This window comes from bacterium, from assembly GCA_040755755.1.
GTDB lineage: Bacteria > SZUA-182 > SZUA-182 > DTGQ01 > DTGQ01 > DTGQ01.
This window is the reverse complement of record JBFLZW010000012.1, coordinates 15434-32514: the sequence shown is the minus strand read 5'-3', so window position 1 is coordinate 32514 and position 17081 is coordinate 15434. Positions and strand designations below refer to the sequence as shown.

Here is a 17081-nt window from a genome sequence, read left to right as displayed (position 1 = left end):
GTCAAAAGAACAGGGCTGTCATGATATAGTTGGAAACGATAATAAGCATGTACGCCATGACCACGGCACCGGTGGTCGCATTCCCGACTCCATGAGCGCCTCCTTCGGCATAAAACCCCTTGTAACATCCAACCACGGTGATGATGACGCCGAACACGGCTGCCTTAAAGATGCCGCTGTAGATATCCTGAAGCACCAGATAGTCAAAAGTACGCCGGATATATACCACTGAATTGGCTCCTAAAATAAAAACGCTGACCAGATATCCGCCCAGAATGCCCACAATATCAGCCAGGGCGGTTAAAAGGGGAAGCATGAGCAATCCGGCCAGAAGGCGGGGAGAAACGAGATACTCGATCGGATTGACCGCCAGAGTGGTCAGAGCATCAATCTGCTCGGTGACCCGCATTGTTCCCAGTTCGGCAGCTATCGAAGATCCGGCGCGGGCCGCAACTACCAGCCCGGTCAAAACCGGACCAAGCTCCCGCGTCACGGACAGGGCAACGACTGTTCCAACCAGGGACTCGGCATTGAAGCGCTTGAATCCTATGTGGCTTTGCAAGGCCAGCACCATTCCGGTAAAGGCAGCCGTAATCAGGGTGACCGAAACCGAATTGACCCCCACCTCTTCCATCTGACTCAGGCTCTGGTCAAGGCGAAAAGGAGGATGAAAGATACCGATCAATGCCTGGACAAAGAGAATGCTCAACCTCCCCGCCTCTGTAAAAATACCGGTAACTTTTCTCCCTATTTTATCGAGAATTTTTCTCATCTCCAGGGTTCTCCCCTGCCTCCCGGTCGATATATTCCCGCCTGGCCCTTCGGCCAAAGGAGCATAAAACCTCATAGGAAATAGTGCCCATCAGCCCGGCCAGTTGTTCCACCGATGCCTGGCCTTCCTCGCCTCCCAGTAAAATCACCTCGTCTCCGACTTCAGCCCCCGGAACCTGGGTGATATCGATCATGCACAGGTCCATGCAGATCGTGCCCACAACCCGCACCTTGTGTCCCCTGACCAGGAAATCCGCTTTATTGGAACAAACCCGGCCAAGACCGTCCGCATATCCGACCGGAATGGCGGCAATTCGCCTGGGTTCCCGGCAGATGTAGGTCCTCCCGTAGCTGATGCTGTCTCCTTCCATCAGCTCGTGAATTTGCAGGATGCGGGTTTTCACGGCCAGCGGGAACTGCAAGGGGATAACATCCATCAGGTGTTTTGCCGGATACAGGCCATAGGTCATAAGCCCTGGCCGCACCATGTCGAACCAGGTCTGCGGATATTGCAGGATGGCGCCGCTGTTGGCCAAATGCCTGATGGGAATGTGAATGTTGTGCCGGTCCAGCTCCGTCAGGACATGTTCAAACCGCTCCAGTTGCACAAAGGTGAAGGCATCCTGCCGGAGATCGGAAGTAGCCAGATGGCTGAATATCCCTTCAACCTCAACATTCGGCAATTCCTTTATCCGGGCGATTTCCCCGGCTGCATCACGCCAGGATATTCCCAGCCTTCCCATGCCGGTATCGACTTCAATATGAATCCTGGCCACCCTTTCTTCCCGCCCTTCCTGCCGGGCTGCCTGCGAAAGGGTCTGGGCCATGTCCATGCTCCCTACAGCCAGGGTCAGATTTTCCTCCAGAGCGGGTTTCAGGCACTCATCCTGCCCCCCGCCCAGAACCAGGATAGGACAGCGGATTCCCCCTCTTCGCAGCTCAATCCCCTCATAGACAAAGGCCACCCCCAAAGCGTCGATCTCCGGCTCAAGGGCCCTGGCCACCGGAAGCGCTCCATGCCCATAAGCGTTTGATTTGACGATAGGCATTATTTTTCTTGTCGGGCCGACCATTTTCCGGATCTGACGGATATTTGCTCGAATGGCATCGAGATGTATTTCTGCAATGGTAGGCCGGTAATCAGAGGTCATCTAAAAGAAACCATCTTCCCTGGCCAGGTTTTTGAATTTCGTATAATCTTTGAGAAAGGCCAATTTCACTGTCCCGATAGGGCCATTACGCTGCTTTCTGATGATCAGCTCGGCCACGCCGGGATCATCTTCCGGATTGTAAAGCTCAGGCCGGTAGAGAAAGGCGATCACATCGCCATCCTGCTCAATGGCCCCTGATTCCCGCAAGTCCGAAAGTATGGGGCGTTTATCTTTTTTATCGCGGGTCTCAACTGCCCGGCTCAATTGCGACAGGGCAATCACCGGAATATTCATCTCTTTGGCCAGGCCTTTCAGGCTGCGGGAGATCCCGGAAATTTCCTGCTGCCGGCTTTCCTGCCTGCCATGTCCCTGGACCAGTTGCAGGTAGTCCACAATGATCAGGCCAAGCCCCGCCTCTTTCCTGAGCCGACGGGCTCTGGCCCTCATTTCCATGACGGTTATGGAGGCAGAGTCATCGATGTAGATATTGGCTTCAGATAATTTAGCCGCAGCCGCCACCATCCGCTCCCAGTCCCGCTCTCCCATGTAGCCTGTCCGCAGCTTGTGTCCACTGACTTCAGCCTCAGAGCACAGCATCCGCAGCACCATCTGCTCTTTCGCTGTCTCCAGACTGAATATCAGCACCGTAACTCCCGCTTCTATGGCCACATGCTGAGCAATATTCAGACACAGGCTGGTCTTTCCCATCGATGGCCGGGCTGCAATAATAACCAGATCCGTATTTTGCAGCCCGGAGGTCATGCTATCGAAATCGACAAAGCCGGTCGGCAGGCCGGTTACCCGTGTTTTGGACTCATAGAGCTTTTCGATCAACTGAAAACTGTTGGAGATGATGGACCGGATGGACTGGACGCCCTGATGTGCCCTGGTCTCCGAGATATTGAAAATCAATCTCTCGGCATCATCCAAAAGGTTTTCGATTTCCTTCTGCTCCTCATATCCCCGCTGAGCTATTTGCGTGGCTGCGGCGATCAACTGCCGGGCCAGAAATTTTTTATGCAGGATCTGGGCATAGGATTTGATGTTGGCTGCTGTCGGCGTTGAATCCATCAGAGTCATCAGATAGCTTACTCCGCCGACTTCATCCAGCTCGTTGCGGCTGATCAACTCATCCTTGAGTGTCACCGAATCAGGGAGTATTCCGCGATTGTGCAGGTCGAGCATCGAGGTGAAAATCTTGCGATGCGCCGGATCGTAAAATCTGTCCGGTTGAATGATATCAATAATTTTAGTAATAGATTCCGGTTCAAGACAGATTGCCCCCAGAACAGCCCGCTCCGCATCGCGATCCTGCGGCGGCTGCCGTAATGCTATCCCCTCTCCCGAATGGCTTTCCGGTTTCATACTGCAACCTGCTTTTTTTCCAGCCCCCATACTCTAAAATGATAGTATCCTACCATCCCCCCGGATTACTCCTGCGAAGAAGTATCTTCCTCCTGTTCAGCAGGGGTCTCCTTCTTAATCACCGGCTCATCTTTTACTACCCATACTTTGAGCTGGGCAATGATTTCCGGGTGGAGCTTCACCGGGACCTTGAAGATTCCCAGGGCTTTAATAGGTTCCTCAAGGATGATTCTTTTCTTGTCAATCTCAAACCCCTCGCCTTTTAAAGCTTCAGCAATGTCAGCATTGGTGACCGAGCCAAAAAGCCTGTCGTTTTCTCCCGATTTTCTGGCAAAGGTGAAAGAGAGTTTTTCCAACTGCACCGCCAGGTCAGCATATTCCTTTCTGGCCTTTTCCTGAGCAGCCTTGATGAGGGACTCCTGCTTCTTCATCAGAGCAAGGTTTTTGGGTGTTGCCTTGATAGCCAATTTATTCGGAATCAGGTAGTTGCGGGCATAACCGGGAGATACATTAACTACCTGACCGATTAGTCCCAAGTTATGCACATCTTTTTGAAGAATTATTTCCATACGTTTTCTCCTTGTAATTTTTCACTCAAATCCTGGCAAATCAGAGCGCTCGTACTTCAGGCACCGGTTTCCTGAGACCTGACCCGGAGCTTTCGGAAATCAATCCAGTTGTCAAACAGTCCCCCAAGAGTCAGGAAGATGTAACTGCCTGGAATGAAAAGGACCACCACTAATCCCAAATACCTGAAAAATGAAGGTATCCGACCCTTTTGAAAAAAATAGATGATAATCGCCACTCCTTGAATCAGGTATAAATAACTGGCCACAACCAGAAAGTTCAAACCAATCCTGGATGGAAGCGGCACTTTGAGGAAATACCAGAGTATTCCCGATACAATAAATAGCCAGACCCACCAGTCCGGCACGATCCATTGCCAAAACGGCCTTCGGTCTTCAACCGGAAATTCCATAAATTGCAGCCATCGCCGGAGCAGGAAATAATTGATCAGCACAACCGAAATGAGGATGACAATAAGAATAGCCGGGAATACACTGATCAGGCTTTCTTCTATCTGCGGCGATGTTTTTTTCAGCATCGCTACCTGGTCAGGTTCCATCCCCCCTTGTTCGTAGATGTCGATGATTTTACTCATCGATTGGTCTATTTCATGGCGTAAGAACGCATCGGGGGCCGTGGAAGCTCTGAAGGAATACAATCCCAGGAAAAAAAAGAGCAGAATGATCGAGACCGCTGAACCTGTCAGAATGATCCGCTCGCTCGACAATCCCCGTTCAAAAAGCTCCGCAAAGACAAAACTCAGCCAGCCCAGGATAATCAGAGCATGATACAACGGATTCACATCCGGCTTGGCAAAAACTGCGACCGTTCCTGCCAGGAGGAAAGCGCCAATTACCCATTGAATCTTTCCCCGCCGCAGGATAATGAAGGTCAAGGGAATGGGCACTAAAGCGATCAGAAAAAGCTGAGATATGAGGAACAGGCCTATAATCAAGAGGATAGATCCCAAAATAGCAGGGGTCTTCTTGAGAGCATGATAATCTTTCGAATTACTGCCATCGTCATGTCTTTCTTGGTTACTGCTCAAGGAATCTTCAACTCCCTGGTCTGCACATTGAGCACATCTGGTATCAGGCAGCCCTCAAAGCATCTTTACGGATGATGACTGTGAGGGAATTGGGAAAACTATTCAGCCAGAAATGGCAAAAGTGCGATGTTCCTGGCTCTCTTGATCGCCTGGGTCAATTCTCTTTGATGCTTGGCGCAATTTCCCGAGATCCGGCGGGGAATGATCTTGCCTCTTTCCGTCATAAAGCTGCGAAGCCTTCTCGTGTCTTTGAAATCGATAAAATCCATTTTCCCTTCACAGAACTTGCAAATTTTTCTTCTTCTAAATCGAGTCAGCATTTTTGCTTTCATAAACTCTCCATGGAAAAAATACCCATTCAACAAGAATGGTTCAATAAACTATTGAGCACTGTGCCCGCCCACTTGCCGGCAAACCCCCTCTGTTTGAATCCTAGAATGGAGCGTTGTTCTTCCCCTCAAATCCGCTTCCACTGTCCGGGAAATCACCTCCATCACTCACTCCTCCGATTTCCTCACCAGACCGCTTGGGCAGGAACTGGATTGCTGTCGCCACAATCTTGATTTTGGACCGCTTGCTGCCGGTCTCGTCTTCCCACCGGTCCTGTTTCAGCCGCCCCTCGATCAGGACGCCGCTTCCCTTATTGAGATATTCACTGCACAGCTCTGCCTGTTTATCCCAGGTTTCGATATCGAAAAAGTCCACCTCTTCTTTTTTTTCTCCCTCCTTGGCGGTAAATCTGCGGTTTACCGCCAGGCTCAGATGGGCTACGGCCAGGCCGTTTGAGGTGTAGCGCAGCTCAGGATCTTTTGTCAGATTTCCCATTAAAATAACTTTATTATAAGAAGCCATTACTCAATACCCTCCGCCACCCCCGATTCCCGGAAACCTTCCTTGGCTGTGGCCATTGGAGTTCCTTTGCCAATATTGGATTCCTTCATATTGACGGTCATATATTTCAAAACCTGCTCGTCATATCGGAGAGCGGCATCCAGCTTTTTTAACATATCACTTGCTTCGACCTTATAATCATAAGCCAGGTAATATCCCTTTTTAAACTTTTTTACTTCGTAGGCCAAACGTCTTTTACCCCAGTTTTCCGCCTGGATTATCGACGCCCCCAGGTCCTCCATGATTTTTTTTATTTTTTGGGCCAGAGTCTCCACTTCCTCTTCAGACAGGTTTGGGTTGATAATCAGTAATGTTTCATAATAAATCAACTGTTTTCCTCCCATGAAAGCTTTATTTCGTAAATAGTATGGTTGAAATGCTTCTGTTACCAAAATATGATCAAAAGTACGCAAATTCAATAAGTATCCTCGTCTTACCAGAGTTCAGATTTTAAAATAATAGCATAATCAATCATTGAAATCAACTATTCTCTCGATCGCCCTTCCTTTTTAACCGCCTCCCGAAAGATCAAATACACCTGCTGACGGGTTTTTTCAAGGCATTGATTATTATCGATCACATAGTCAGCATATTTCTTTTTGTCCTCCAGGCTCATCTGGCTGGCAATCCGCTGTAAAATTTTCGACCTCGTTAATCCCGAATCCCGGCTTTGCAGCCTGGCTATCTGGATATCCTGCTCTACAGAGACAACCACAACCAGGTCAACATCACGATGCAGCCCGGCCTCAATCAGCAGGGGAGCGTCAACGATGGCTATTTTCACCCCCTGACCAGAAAGTTGCCGCAGGCAATCCTGTATCCTGGTGATAATTGACGGATGAATCAGAGAGTTCAGCTTCCGTAACAAAAAAGCATCTTCAAAAACGAGCTCGCCAAGCTTGGCCCGGTTAATTTCAGATGTAGCCGGACAGATTATGCCCTGACCAAAATATTCGTAAACTGCCCACCAGCCGGCCTCGAATGGAGCCATAACCTGCCGGGCGACTCTGTCTGCATCAATGACACTGGCTCCCAGTTCCTGAAACATCCTGCTGACAGTGCTTTTTCCAGAACCGATACTTCCGGTTATTCCAATGACAATCATATTTTCCCTCATCGCATGCTCTTTTCTTCTCTTCGTTCCCTGTGTTCAGGTATACGAAAATCTCATCGAATTCCCTCTCCCTGCCTGCTGATCGATTCCACAGGCCGCAAAGCTTACGATGCCAACAATTTTACCTGCCGATGAAAAATAAAGTTAACTAACCTCATTAATGAAATAGCTCAAAAAGAGCAATAATCGGAAAATACCAGGAAACAACTCATGACGCAAGCAGGAAAATGTCTGTATTTTTCTAAAAATTGGAGAGGAGAAAGTTGACATCCGGCAAGTAATTCTGTATATTTAACAGCAAACCTGTCAAAAATCTCTCTTCGCCTTAACACAGAGGCTGTGGCCCTACAATCTATGTGTTTTTTTTGTTTATAATCTCTCTAAGGAGGAAAAAATGAAAAGAATTACCGCTATGTTTGTTGTCCTTTGCTCTCTATGCCTTTTGAGTACTCATCAGTCCTGGGCTGATGATTCCCAGCAGACCGTTGCTGAAGTAAACGGGACAAAAATCACACTTGCCGAATTCAACGAGATTGCACAGGGCCGGACAGACCGTGAAACTTTACTTCAACAGATAATCGCCAGCATGCTGCTCGCTCAGGAAGCGAGAAAGCAGAATCTGGATAAAGACCCCATGGTCCAGCAACAGCTCAAGCTGATCAATGAACAGCAACTGGCTCTGTTTTTTTATCAGAAAAAGGTTACTGATAAGACGAAACTGTCTGACAAGGAACTGAATAATCTGATACCTCCCAATGAACGGCAAAAGGTCAGGTTCCAGCAGATCGTTACCCAAACCAAGGAAGAAGCTGCAAACATTCTCAAGCAGATAAAGCAGGGAGCCAGTTTTGAAAAAATGGCCAAGGAAAAGTCCATAGGCAGAAATGCCGACAAGGGCGGAGATATCGACTTTGTCATCATCAATACCAATGTTTTTCCGGAAGAGGTTGAAGCGGTCATTTTCAAATTGAAAGACGGCCAGGTCAGTGAGCCCATTAAAACACGGGAAGGATACGCTCTCTTTAAAGCTATTGAGAGGAAAGAGCTGACCAGCAAGGAACTGGAAAGCAAGAAGAACTATCTCCAGTTTAAAATGGCTAAAGAGAAAACCGATCAAATTACCAGTTCATTGCTCGAGAGTTTGCGCTCCAAGGCTAATGTCAAGATACTTGATAAAAATCTGACGAAAATTGAAGAAGCAAAGACCAGGGATGAAAGCCTGCTGAAAATCCAGGTTGCAGAAGTAAACGGCACCCCGATAATTCTGAATGACCTTGTCGGCGGGCAGGCCAACTACGGTAATCCTCTTGACAGCCCGCTCCTGAAGAACCCTTCCTTCCTGAAGAACATGGTTGAAGACAAGATTAAAAACATGCTTTTCGTCATGGAAGCCAAACGTATCGGCATGGATAAGGATCCTGAATTCGTGAGACGGACACAAATCTTTGCTGATGGTATTCTGGCCAATAAGTTTGCCATGGATGTGCTCTGCAAAGACATTAAGGCCTCAGATGATGAATACCGCGCTTACTATAATGAACATAAGGACGATCCTCAATTCAAGAATATTCCCGAACGGGTCAGGGTCAGTCATATTCTGGTCAGTGATGGTAAAGTGGCCGACGATATTATAGCCCGTTTGAAAAAAGGTGAAAAGTTTGCTGCCCTGGCAAAACAGCATTCAATCGACCAGTTCTCGGCCGAGAAGGGCGGTGACATTGGGTATATACAGCGTGGCAGGATGGACCATGCTTTCGAAGAGGCGGCTTTTTCCACCAAAGTTGGAGAAGTAAAAAAAGTTGAGAGAAATAACTTTGGCGGTGGACAGGGGAAGCTCTATGATATTATCTCCGTTACCGATAAAAAAGCGGCTGGTGCAAACAAGTTTGAGGATCTCAAAGATATCATCGAACCCACCCTGCTGTATAAAAAACGGGAGCAAAAAATCACCGGATATATCGAGCAGCTAAAATCCAAGGCCACCATCACCAAAAATATGAAGCTGGTCAATACGGCAAGCCCATCCGCTCCTCCTATGGTACCACCCGCACCAATGCCGTAAGCATTATATGTAACCTTACGCCAAGACCAGGCGTTGTGCGAGATTGCCTGCTTATGGCGCCATAAGCACACGAAAAGAGGCCTCCACAAAATTTTGTGGAGGCCTCTTTTTGATGATGGATTCTAATGTATGTCTGCGTAACCTATATCCAATATCCAATGCAAAAATAAACTTGGCCGTAGCAAAGATTAACTTACTTGTCTGATCATTTGTTCATATTCGTCATGGGTGCCAATCCAAACCCAGATGAAATCCCCATTATCTTCGACTGCAAGAGCTCTGTAGTTTAACCCAACCCTGACTGACCACAGTTTACCTATCTTCTTAAAATGAAGTGATGGATGCCAAGGGTCCATTTTCAAGAGGTGAAAGTTTTCCCGCGAAATTCTTTGAACTGCTTCCGGCAGCTTCTCAAAACATTTCCAGAAACGAGTGGTTGTCCGATGCATTTATAGATCCTTCAAACTCCCCTTGCTTTTCTCATCACGCGCCTCTTTGATTAGAAAGTCTAATTTCCCTAACTCTGAGTCAGCCTCAATTTGTTTGTCCCATTTTTCCCAGTCCTTTCCTAAGAACCACTTTCGGAGTTGGACGAAATCAACATCAGGAAGAGATTCAATGGCTGTCTTGATTTCATCAACTTTTAACATTTTTTTATCCTTTCTGTTATTGGGATCGCTCATATTGGTAAGACAACACAGTAATATTTCTCCCGCAGAGACGCAGAGGCGCAGAGAAAATAATTTGTCTTTTTTACCTCTGCGCCTCTGCGTCTCTGCGGGAAATCCCCTCTATAGGATTTTCACTTCGCTAAAGGCATCAGATCCAAACAGTGTGATGGCTACCATATATGAGCGATTGGGATTTACCCACATAATATTTTCCAGAATCCCGAAATGCACTCATGAATAATCCACACTTTACTATAAAAATGATATTTGACTTTGTGATTTCTGTCAAGGATTATGCTAAAACGCCGGAGAAGGAACCTTATTCTCAAGATGTAACGAGCTAATGCTCAATGCATCCTTTATCAGGCAGTATAATTCAGTAAAATAAAAAAATGAAAAGGGGTGATAAGGTCATTTGACCTTATCACCCCTTCAACAGCAAGCGTAAGCCTGGCTTATTACTATCTATTGGCGTTATTAATAAACCATTATATCATCGATCAAAACATTCCCGCCGATGACCACACCGTCAATACCGGTGAGCTCAACATCGCCGTAGTATACCTGCATGAGGTCTTCCAGATTCAATGTCAGCGTATGCCATTTGCCATCCGTGTAGGATTGGCCCAGATAACTATAAGCCCAGGTTCCAATTGAAGCTCCGGTATTTACTGCTCCGCCGGTAGCATAGAGGAAGTTATACTCAACGTAGAAACTATCCCTTACTTTGAACCAGAGTATAAACTCGCCATCAGACTTGACACGCAAAGTTACAATCTTGCCTGCAGTATCAATACTTGTTGTCGCCATGTAGCGGGCAGGAGAAGCCAAATCGGCGTTTGGAACAATAGAGATAACATCACTATGAACCTGGGGATCATAGATCGTGGCGATATCTCCCAGTTCAGCGACATTGTCATCCCAGCTATTCACATTGTTGCACTCGTCATGATAGGTGAACTGCCGTGGTACGGCTGAAATTTCAACTCCGTTGCTTTCCAGCCCATCGTCCATGACCTGGGTAAGGGTGAAGGTTGAGGGAATGCCATTAGTCAAGCCAGTTGCCTGGTAACTGTACTCGTTGGTTGTACCAGCATTAGGTTGATTCGGAATAACAACCACTGCCCCTCCATCAACAGAGAGATGGAATTCTTTAACTTCGTCCGGGTTCTGACTGCTCCAGCTCAACTCTACCGAACCGCTGTCCGGCCTGGCTATCAGATTATCGACATCAGGAATGGCTTTTTCCAACCGGATATTGTTGATATCACATTCACCCCGGATGATGATTCCCAGAAGATACTTAAAGGTTACATTCTCAAGGCCCTGGGCATCCTGAATATCCTTGCTCAGGTTCCTGATTATGGTGCGCCAGTCACTATTTGCATTTCTCCCCTTCCATCCAAGATAGTGAGTAATATAGAGCCCTTGTCGAACCTTATCCGGAGTCTCACAATAATCAGACTCCTTCGTGACATCCGGCTGGTAACTCAGAAAATATTTATTATTATCGCTTGCCAGGATGTAAAATTCGACACGGCACTGCCCGCTGGACCTCAGGTCGAAATGAAGCTCCGGATTGTTGCATTCCTCGGGATTATCCATCCACTTGGTAACGATGAAGTTCAGCTTATTGCTGGCCGTTGTGGCCAGGTTCATATAGCTGTCTCCACCTTGAGTTACACGGTTGATACTGCCGGTACCCTGCAAACGGAACCAGCCGTGGTCCGTTGGTTTCTCTGTACCGGAATAATCAAAACCATCCACCATGATCTCGATCGGTGGTGCTGGAATTGCTGTGGCTGAAACCGTTGAGGCATTTGAAGGTGTTGCATTGTCATATGCCTTTACGGTAAAGCTGTAGGGCCTATCATTCTCCAGATTAGCGACCCGGTAGCTGGTAACGGTTTTATCCACTACCTTGATGGAGCTCCCATCCTGGAAAATCTCAAAGAAATCCAGATCAGCATCGCTCGGACGAGTCCAGCTCAACAGAACCGCCTTATTCTGTGATGTAGCGGTAAGGGCATTGGCCGGCCAAACCGGAGCAATAGTATCCCTCTGAGGCTGAATGGAAGTGGAAACACCGCTGCTGAGGTTACCGATTATTTCCTTGCCGGTTTTGTCCTTTACCGGGGCATTGTCATAGGCTTTAACCGTGAATGTGTAATTTTTGCCATTGGTTAATCCGGTAATCGTATAGGATGTGGCCGGAGATGGTACCTTAACAACCTTGCTTGGAGCATCTGCGGTCTCAATCAGGTAGCCTATGGTATCGCTCGTCTGATCAGCGGGGATAGTCCAGGAGAGGACAACCGCCTTATCTTTGGCAATAGCGGTCAGGTTTTGAACATCCTTGGGAGGTGTGAAATCAGGAGTCCCTTTAGCCACGGAAATATCGTCTAAATAGTCGATATCCCCACGCAGAACAATACCCATCAGGTAATCATAGTGGACCTGCTCCTGCTGCGTGGCAGCAATGGCCAGGTTAAGGTCTTTTTCCATATTCCGGGTAATCTGAACCCCATCTGGATTGATATATTGCCTGCCGATGGACCAGGTGATATAGAGTCCCTTGACTTCAAATTCCTTATTGTTCACTGGATCCTGAGGAATGTAGCGCAGGAAGTAATTCCTGCCCTGCCCGCTGTTATCGATTGCATGAATACATACCTCTACATAATAGGTGTTGCGGTCTGCAATCTTGAATTGCAGTTCAGGAAAGTCCTGGGTATCGAGAAAATTGCTGAGCCACTTGGTAACAATATATTGAAGTTGCGCTGTAGCTGTTATGGAGTTAGGATCCGCATGCGAGGTAACCGTCTTCAGGTAGTGATTGGTCTTGTCATCAAGTGCTTCCTCTAACACGCTCATCTGCCCCTGGCCTTGCAGGCGGAACCATCCATTCTGCTCCGGCGTTGGACTGCTCGCTAAATACTCAAAGTCTTCGACCATTTGGGAAGGATAAATTACCTGAATCTGGATGCTCTTGGTAACAGACAGGTTCGTCGGTTTACCATCGGTTTCCTCAACCTTAAAAGTAGCCGGATACATGCCCTGGTTTACACCCGAGGCCCCTACCGCAGGAGTCCAGCTTAAGATATTGTTGGCAAAGGTAGCTGAACTATCCGGGAGCGTGATTGCGGAGCAGGTCAACCCGTTATTATCCGCATCACTGCCAACGATTTCAAGGGTAACAGGCTCGGCTTCATTAACGCTGACCACATCTGCCGCGATTGTCTGCCCGCCCCTTTTAATGACAATGGTAGGAGGACGGTTGCCAATAGTTACGGCTGCTGTCGTATGGGCCGGTCCATCGGTCTGTCCATCGGAAGGAGTAACCTTGCAGGTGTACTGAGATCCCTGCACCAGGCCTGCGCTTGAAGGCAGCGTAGAGCTGAGTGCGGAGGTATTCGTCGTACTGCTGCCGGGGATTGCCTGTCCATCCTTGAACCATTCATAGGTGTAGCGTACCGTATCGCCGTCCGGATCGGTGCTTTGGGTGGTCACAGCGCACACCAGGGACTCGTCCCTGTAAGGGCTGGCAGGAGTCGTCGAAGCGACCGGCTTGGTCGGTGGATTATTGACAATGGTATAATCCTGGGAAGCAGGGCTTCGCACATAATCCGTTGTGGCCGTACCATCAGTAGCAGCAACCTCACAGTGCCAGGTCTGATTCTTGGCCAATCCAGAAGATAATATCTGGTTGCGCTCGGCAGTAGGCCCCTGGGTCACCGCAGGCTGAATAGCGCCATTTATAGTGCATATCCATTTATAGATATATTGTACCGTGTCATTGGTATCAGAATCAGTGGCCTGCTGTCCCACAGTACACTTGATGCCATTGGCAACTTTCTCTATCGAAATGTTGCCGGGAGCAGAAGGCGGCGTGTTGGCGATAGTCAGGGAATTGGATGTACCGATGTTACTGGTGCTGACACCACCTTCAGTCAGGGTGGCTTTGCATACCCAGCTCTCGCCCTTCCTGGTCTGACTGCCGGGCAGCGTCAGATCAGTGTTACTGGTTTCCTGACCATTTTTAAACCACTTAAGGCTATAACCCAAAGTGTCGCCATCCGCATCCGTGCATCCTGTGGTGCTCACGGTAGCAACCAGGTTGGTACCTGCGGCCGGATTGGCAGGACTGATGCTCACGCTCGGAGTCCCTGTGGCCGGGGTGTTGGCGATAGTTACCGTATTTGAAGCCTTGGGTGCACTCTCGCCATCAAAGGGAGTATCTTTGACTGTAACCGAACAGGACCAGGTCTCTCCCTTGGCGGTGCGGCTGCTTGGTACGCTGCTTCCGGTAAGATCACTCTGTACTGATCCATTTTTCGACCAGGTGTAAACGTAAGTTACATTGTCTCCAAGAGGATCGACGCCGCCGGTAACCGTACAGGTAAGGTCATCAGCGGTCTTGGGACTGGCCGGTGCCACGGAAACCGACGTCGGGGCGCTGGGTTTTCCATCGGTAACCAGAACGATGAAGGTTCTTGACCCGGTCTTGTCGTTGCTGGCTTCGATAGTGACCGTAGTTTCACCGAGAGTACTGCTTACCGGGCTCCAGGTTATTTTGGCCTTATTTGAATCTCCTGCATCTCTGGTAATTACCATATTGTTATCCGGAGCATTTTTCAGGGCCCATGAGCTTATGCTCTCTCCCTCATCCGGATCGGAGCCTGAAACATCCAGGGTAAACTGCTGGCCGGGTTTAATCACATATTTACCATTAGCCTCTCGGATATCAGAGCCGGAAGCTTTGGCAAGAGAGTCGATCTTCGGTGGTGAATTGAGGGCTAATACGATCTTGTTTGCATATTCATCGACACATTCAAATCCAACCTGACACATCAGGCTGGGATCAAAGCTTGCGATTGTTGCTGCCTTGCTGCCATAACTTCCACCCAGGCACTTGACAGTAATGGATTCACCACCATTCAGGGTTAAATATTTCTTGGTACTTTGACTGAAAAGTGTTCCACCACCCAGGCTAATCGTTCCATCGCCATATTCAGCATCAACCCAACCGGAATCCGTACTGCCGGCAACGGGGTAGCTTGCGCCAGCCACTTCCATATAAACAAAAGCTCCTCCAGCCGGGGTCGCTCCGTCCCCTAAATATACGCGAAAAATTACTGAAGGGTTGGGAGGAGGGGTATTACCTGCTGCTCCTTCATCAAACTGGGTTGTAACTTCTTTCAAGGGCGGCGTGGAGGGATAGTAATACTCAGTGCCATTTTCCACAACCTTAATCTGGTAGTAGTATGTCTGTTGAGCGGCCAGTCCGGTCACCTGAACCGCCATAACTCCGTTATCTTTCAGACCGATCGGATTCGACACGAAACCTTCACTTCGGCTGCTTCCAGCCTGATCGTTATAAACTATGACTTCATAGGACGATATCGTTCCGTCAATTTTGCCTTCCCAAACCACACAAAAAGAACTAAAGGTTACATCATAGGTAACAGCATCTCCGTTTATGGAAAATGCACCGGCAAACTGAGGTGCTATTAACCAGAAAAGGCTAAAAAACCCAATGGATAAGGAAGTCAATAAAAACCGTTTTAAAAACTTGGGCATGTCAAGCTCCTCCTTTCGCTATATACATCTTTAGTATTATGCAAAGTCCAATCTTCTCTTTTTTTTCACTTGGTTACAAGCGGATCAACTGTTAATGTACCTTGAGTAGCTGAGTCCATAATGACTAAATAGGCTTTTCCTCTTTCAATGAGAGCCTCCCCGCTCGCCGCAGGGTTAATCTTGGGGCCACTGGAAAGATAAACAACACTTGCCACCGGCCAACTGCCCTTATCATAGCGTTTAATCTGCTTGACCTTCCCTCCGGCTGCAGAAATTGCCTTGACCAGGTCGACAATTTTATAGAAGCTTGGAATCTGGGTGAAATTAACAACATTCATGCCACCACGAAGAGTGATTGTGGTCGGCGTTGGAGAACCGCTAATATAAAAATTTTGTGGTAAGGCGGTACCATCCATAATGACCAGATATCCCTCGCCAGGCATGATCGCAACCTCCCCGCTCGCCGCAGGATTGATCTTGGGTCCACTGGAAAGATACACAACGCTTGCCACCGGCCAACTGCCCTTGTCATAGCGTTTGACCTGCTTGACTTTCCCTCCTGCTGCGTAAATCGCTTCCACCAGCTTTTTAATGGTATAGCCGGCAGGCACTTCAAACGGATAGGAGAAGGTATTCATTCCAGCCTGTAAAATGACCTTCACGGCTGCCTTGGCTGAGCTGATTTCCTGGGTTCCCACCCTGGTGATGCCCGGAACCGGCATGATCTGTACCGCATCTCCGGCTGTGGCAGTCAGGCCTGGAATCACCGTCACCTTGATATAATCACCTTCCACTACAGTGCTCGTAACCGGATCATCGCCGGTTAACTGAAGGGGAAAGAGGTCCACTGCCGATGTTTTCGGATCATCCGCAAACAGGTTGTTCAAATTTAAGGCTGCATATTCTTTATACGAAACATTATTGGGATCGAATGTCTTACCCGCATAATCCGCAGTCAGGGGATTTCCCGGCATGCCGGATCCAACCCAGCCGGTCAGAGGGTAAGCGCTTTTCAGGGTCGTGCAGCTTGCATCCGCATAAATTTCACCCATCACCAGAGCACCCAGAGCCGGTGTTTTCCCATCGGCATTGTAAACAGCCACATGAAAAATATCATTGGTTACAATATCGTTGGCCTCCGGATCAAGCGAGACCAGTCCCTTAAAGAGAGCAGTAGTTACTGATTTTGAACCGTTAAAACTACTTCCATTTCTTCTGGTTCCCGAATAGGTATAGGTAGCGCCGTAATCCAATCCGACGACTTCAAACTTTATCACCCCGCGGGCCAGCGCATCCTCATCAGATTCGAGAAGAATCTGACTGCTGTCCACGAATCCGCCACCGCTTTTTTTGACCTGGAGGCTGCAACTACCTAAACCGCCGGTGCTTTCCGTCCAAACTACACTGAAAGACCGGGTAGTTACATCGGTGACGGTTGGCTCCAAAGCCCAGCCGGATGCTGAAAGAAAGATCATGCCTACCAGGAGAAAAAGGCAGGTTATCCTGCTGCTTTTAATAAATTCCATAAATGAGGACCCCCTTTCGCCAAACACAAAAAAAACCGCTTAAATTTCTGAAAGATTTTTCATCCAAAAAGGCTATGCTTATCAATGCTATACCTCTACCCCCCTGAAAAAATAAATTACACCTTGGATTGAATTATAAGCAAATCAGATGCCATTTGATCCGGTAATAGAAAGATACCCTAACTTCCTGCCTGTTCTCTTAATAATTCCGTCCCTCTCCTTTACCCACACCTTCTCTTTTATCCGATATTTCCCATTTTCCCCTATATCAAAGAAAAAAGAGTGTGCATATCTGTTCATAATATGCAAATGATTACCTAACTTGATGCTGAGTT

The 17081-nt window shown here is 48.1% G+C and carries 14 protein-coding genes; 1 reads left to right on the top strand and 13 read right to left on the bottom strand.

Translation table 11 applies throughout. The features are described from left to right. Position 1: 1 nt before the first annotated feature. The 9 genes from AB1611_04175 to coaE all read right to left on the bottom strand — a co-directional run bounded on the left by AB1611_04175 (position 2) and on the right by coaE (position 6910). Positions 2-772 (bottom strand): ABC transporter permease, encoded by a 771-nt coding sequence (locus tag AB1611_04175; GenBank protein MEW6378790.1) that lies wholly within the window; start codon positions 770-772, stop codon positions 2-4. Next, positions 753-1922, bottom strand: a complete 1170-nt coding sequence (gene alr / locus AB1611_04170; protein MEW6378789.1) for an alanine racemase — start codon at positions 1920-1922, stop codon at positions 753-755. The genes AB1611_04175 and alr overlap by 20 nt, the downstream gene beginning before the upstream one ends. Beyond that, positions 1923-3287: a replicative DNA helicase gene (gene dnaB / locus AB1611_04165; GenBank protein MEW6378788.1), complete on the bottom strand. Its 1365-nt coding sequence runs from the start codon at positions 3285-3287 to the stop codon at positions 1923-1925. Positions 3288-3352: 65 nt separating this feature from the next. Continuing rightward, positions 3353-3856: a 50S ribosomal protein L9 gene (rplI, locus tag AB1611_04160; GenBank protein MEW6378787.1), complete on the bottom strand. Its 504-nt coding sequence runs from the start codon at positions 3854-3856 to the stop codon at positions 3353-3355. A 56-nt stretch (positions 3857-3912) separates the two neighbouring features. Further along, a complete protein-coding gene (locus AB1611_04155; protein MEW6378786.1) occupies positions 3913-4902 on the bottom strand; it encodes a YybS family protein in 990 nt (329 codons plus the stop codon). Between the two features lie 98 nt (positions 4903-5000). Beyond that, a complete protein-coding gene (gene rpsR, locus AB1611_04150; GenBank protein MEW6378785.1) occupies positions 5001-5222 on the bottom strand; it encodes a 30S ribosomal protein S18 in 222 nt (73 codons plus the stop codon). Between the two features lie 112 nt (positions 5223-5334). After that, a complete protein-coding gene (locus AB1611_04145; protein ID MEW6378784.1) occupies positions 5335-5754 on the bottom strand; it encodes a single-stranded DNA-binding protein in 420 nt (139 codons plus the stop codon). Further along, positions 5754-6122, bottom strand: a complete 369-nt coding sequence (rpsF, locus tag AB1611_04140; protein MEW6378783.1) for a 30S ribosomal protein S6 — start codon at positions 6120-6122, stop codon at positions 5754-5756. Before rpsF ends, AB1611_04145 begins: the two co-directional genes overlap by 1 nt. 155 nt (positions 6123-6277) lie before the next feature. After that, the gene (gene coaE / locus AB1611_04135) at positions 6278-6910 is read right to left on the bottom strand and encodes a dephospho-CoA kinase (protein ID MEW6378782.1); all 633 of its coding nucleotides are present in this window, start codon (positions 6908-6910) and stop codon (positions 6278-6280) included. Between the two features lie 391 nt (positions 6911-7301). Here coaE and AB1611_04130 point away from each other — a divergent pair, with 391 nt between their 5' ends. Continuing rightward, entirely contained in the window at positions 7302-8969 is a 1668-nt protein-coding gene (locus AB1611_04130) for a peptidylprolyl isomerase (GenBank protein MEW6378781.1), read from the top strand. A 449-nt stretch (positions 8970-9418) separates the two neighbouring features. Here AB1611_04130 and AB1611_04125 read toward each other — a convergent pair whose 3' ends face one another. The 4 genes from AB1611_04125 to AB1611_04110 all read right to left on the bottom strand — a co-directional run bounded on the left by AB1611_04125 (position 9419) and on the right by AB1611_04110 (position 17046). After that, on the bottom strand, positions 9419-9619 hold the full coding sequence (locus AB1611_04125) for a hypothetical protein (protein ID MEW6378780.1): 201 nt from the start codon (positions 9617-9619) through the stop codon (positions 9419-9421). Positions 9620-10117: 498 nt separating this feature from the next. Then, complete coding sequence (locus AB1611_04120) at positions 10118-15220, bottom strand: fibronectin type III domain-containing protein (GenBank protein MEW6378779.1); 5103 nt, start codon at positions 15218-15220, stop codon at positions 10118-10120. Between the two features lie 65 nt (positions 15221-15285). Further along, positions 15286-16746, bottom strand: a complete 1461-nt coding sequence (locus tag AB1611_04115) for a hypothetical protein (protein MEW6378778.1) — start codon at positions 16744-16746, stop codon at positions 15286-15288. A gap of 144 nt (positions 16747-16890) precedes the next feature. Further along, positions 16891-17046 carry a hypothetical protein gene (locus AB1611_04110; protein ID MEW6378777.1) on the bottom strand — a complete coding sequence of 52 codons (156 nt, stop codon included), beginning with the start codon at positions 17044-17046 and terminating at the stop codon, positions 16891-16893. Positions 17047-17081: the final 35 nt, after the last annotated feature.

Coding starts and splice junctions, on each gene's coding strand:
- AB1611_04175 (MEW6378790.1), bottom strand. CDS start 772: ATGAGAAAAATTCTCGATAAAATAGGGAGAAAAGTTACCGGTATTTTT.
- alr (MEW6378789.1), bottom strand. CDS start 1,922: ATGACCTCTGATTACCGGCCTACCATTGCAGAAATACATCTCGATGCC.
- dnaB (MEW6378788.1), bottom strand. CDS start 3,287: ATGAAACCGGAAAGCCATTCGGGAGAGGGGATAGCATTACGGCAGCCG.
- rplI (MEW6378787.1), bottom strand. CDS start 3,856: ATGGAAATAATTCTTCAAAAAGATGTGCATAACTTGGGACTAATCGGT.
- rpsR (MEW6378785.1), bottom strand. CDS start 5,222: ATGCTGACTCGATTTAGAAGAAGAAAAATTTGCAAGTTCTGTGAAGGG.
- AB1611_04145 (MEW6378784.1), bottom strand. CDS start 5,754: ATGGCTTCTTATAATAAAGTTATTTTAATGGGAAATCTGACAAAAGAT.
- coaE (MEW6378782.1), bottom strand. CDS start 6,910: ATGAGGGAAAATATGATTGTCATTGGAATAACCGGAAGTATCGGTTCT.
- AB1611_04130 (MEW6378781.1), top strand. CDS start 7,302: ATGAAAAGAATTACCGCTATGTTTGTTGTCCTTTGCTCTCTATGCCTT.
- AB1611_04125 (MEW6378780.1), bottom strand. CDS start 9,619: ATGTTAAAAGTTGATGAAATCAAGACAGCCATTGAATCTCTTCCTGAT.
- AB1611_04120 (MEW6378779.1), bottom strand. CDS start 15,220: ATGCCCAAGTTTTTAAAACGGTTTTTATTGACTTCCTTATCCATTGGG.
- AB1611_04115 (MEW6378778.1), bottom strand. CDS start 16,746: ATGGAATTTATTAAAAGCAGCAGGATAACCTGCCTTTTTCTCCTGGTA.
- AB1611_04110 (MEW6378777.1), bottom strand. CDS start 17,046: ATGAACAGATATGCACACTCTTTTTTCTTTGATATAGGGGAAAATGGG.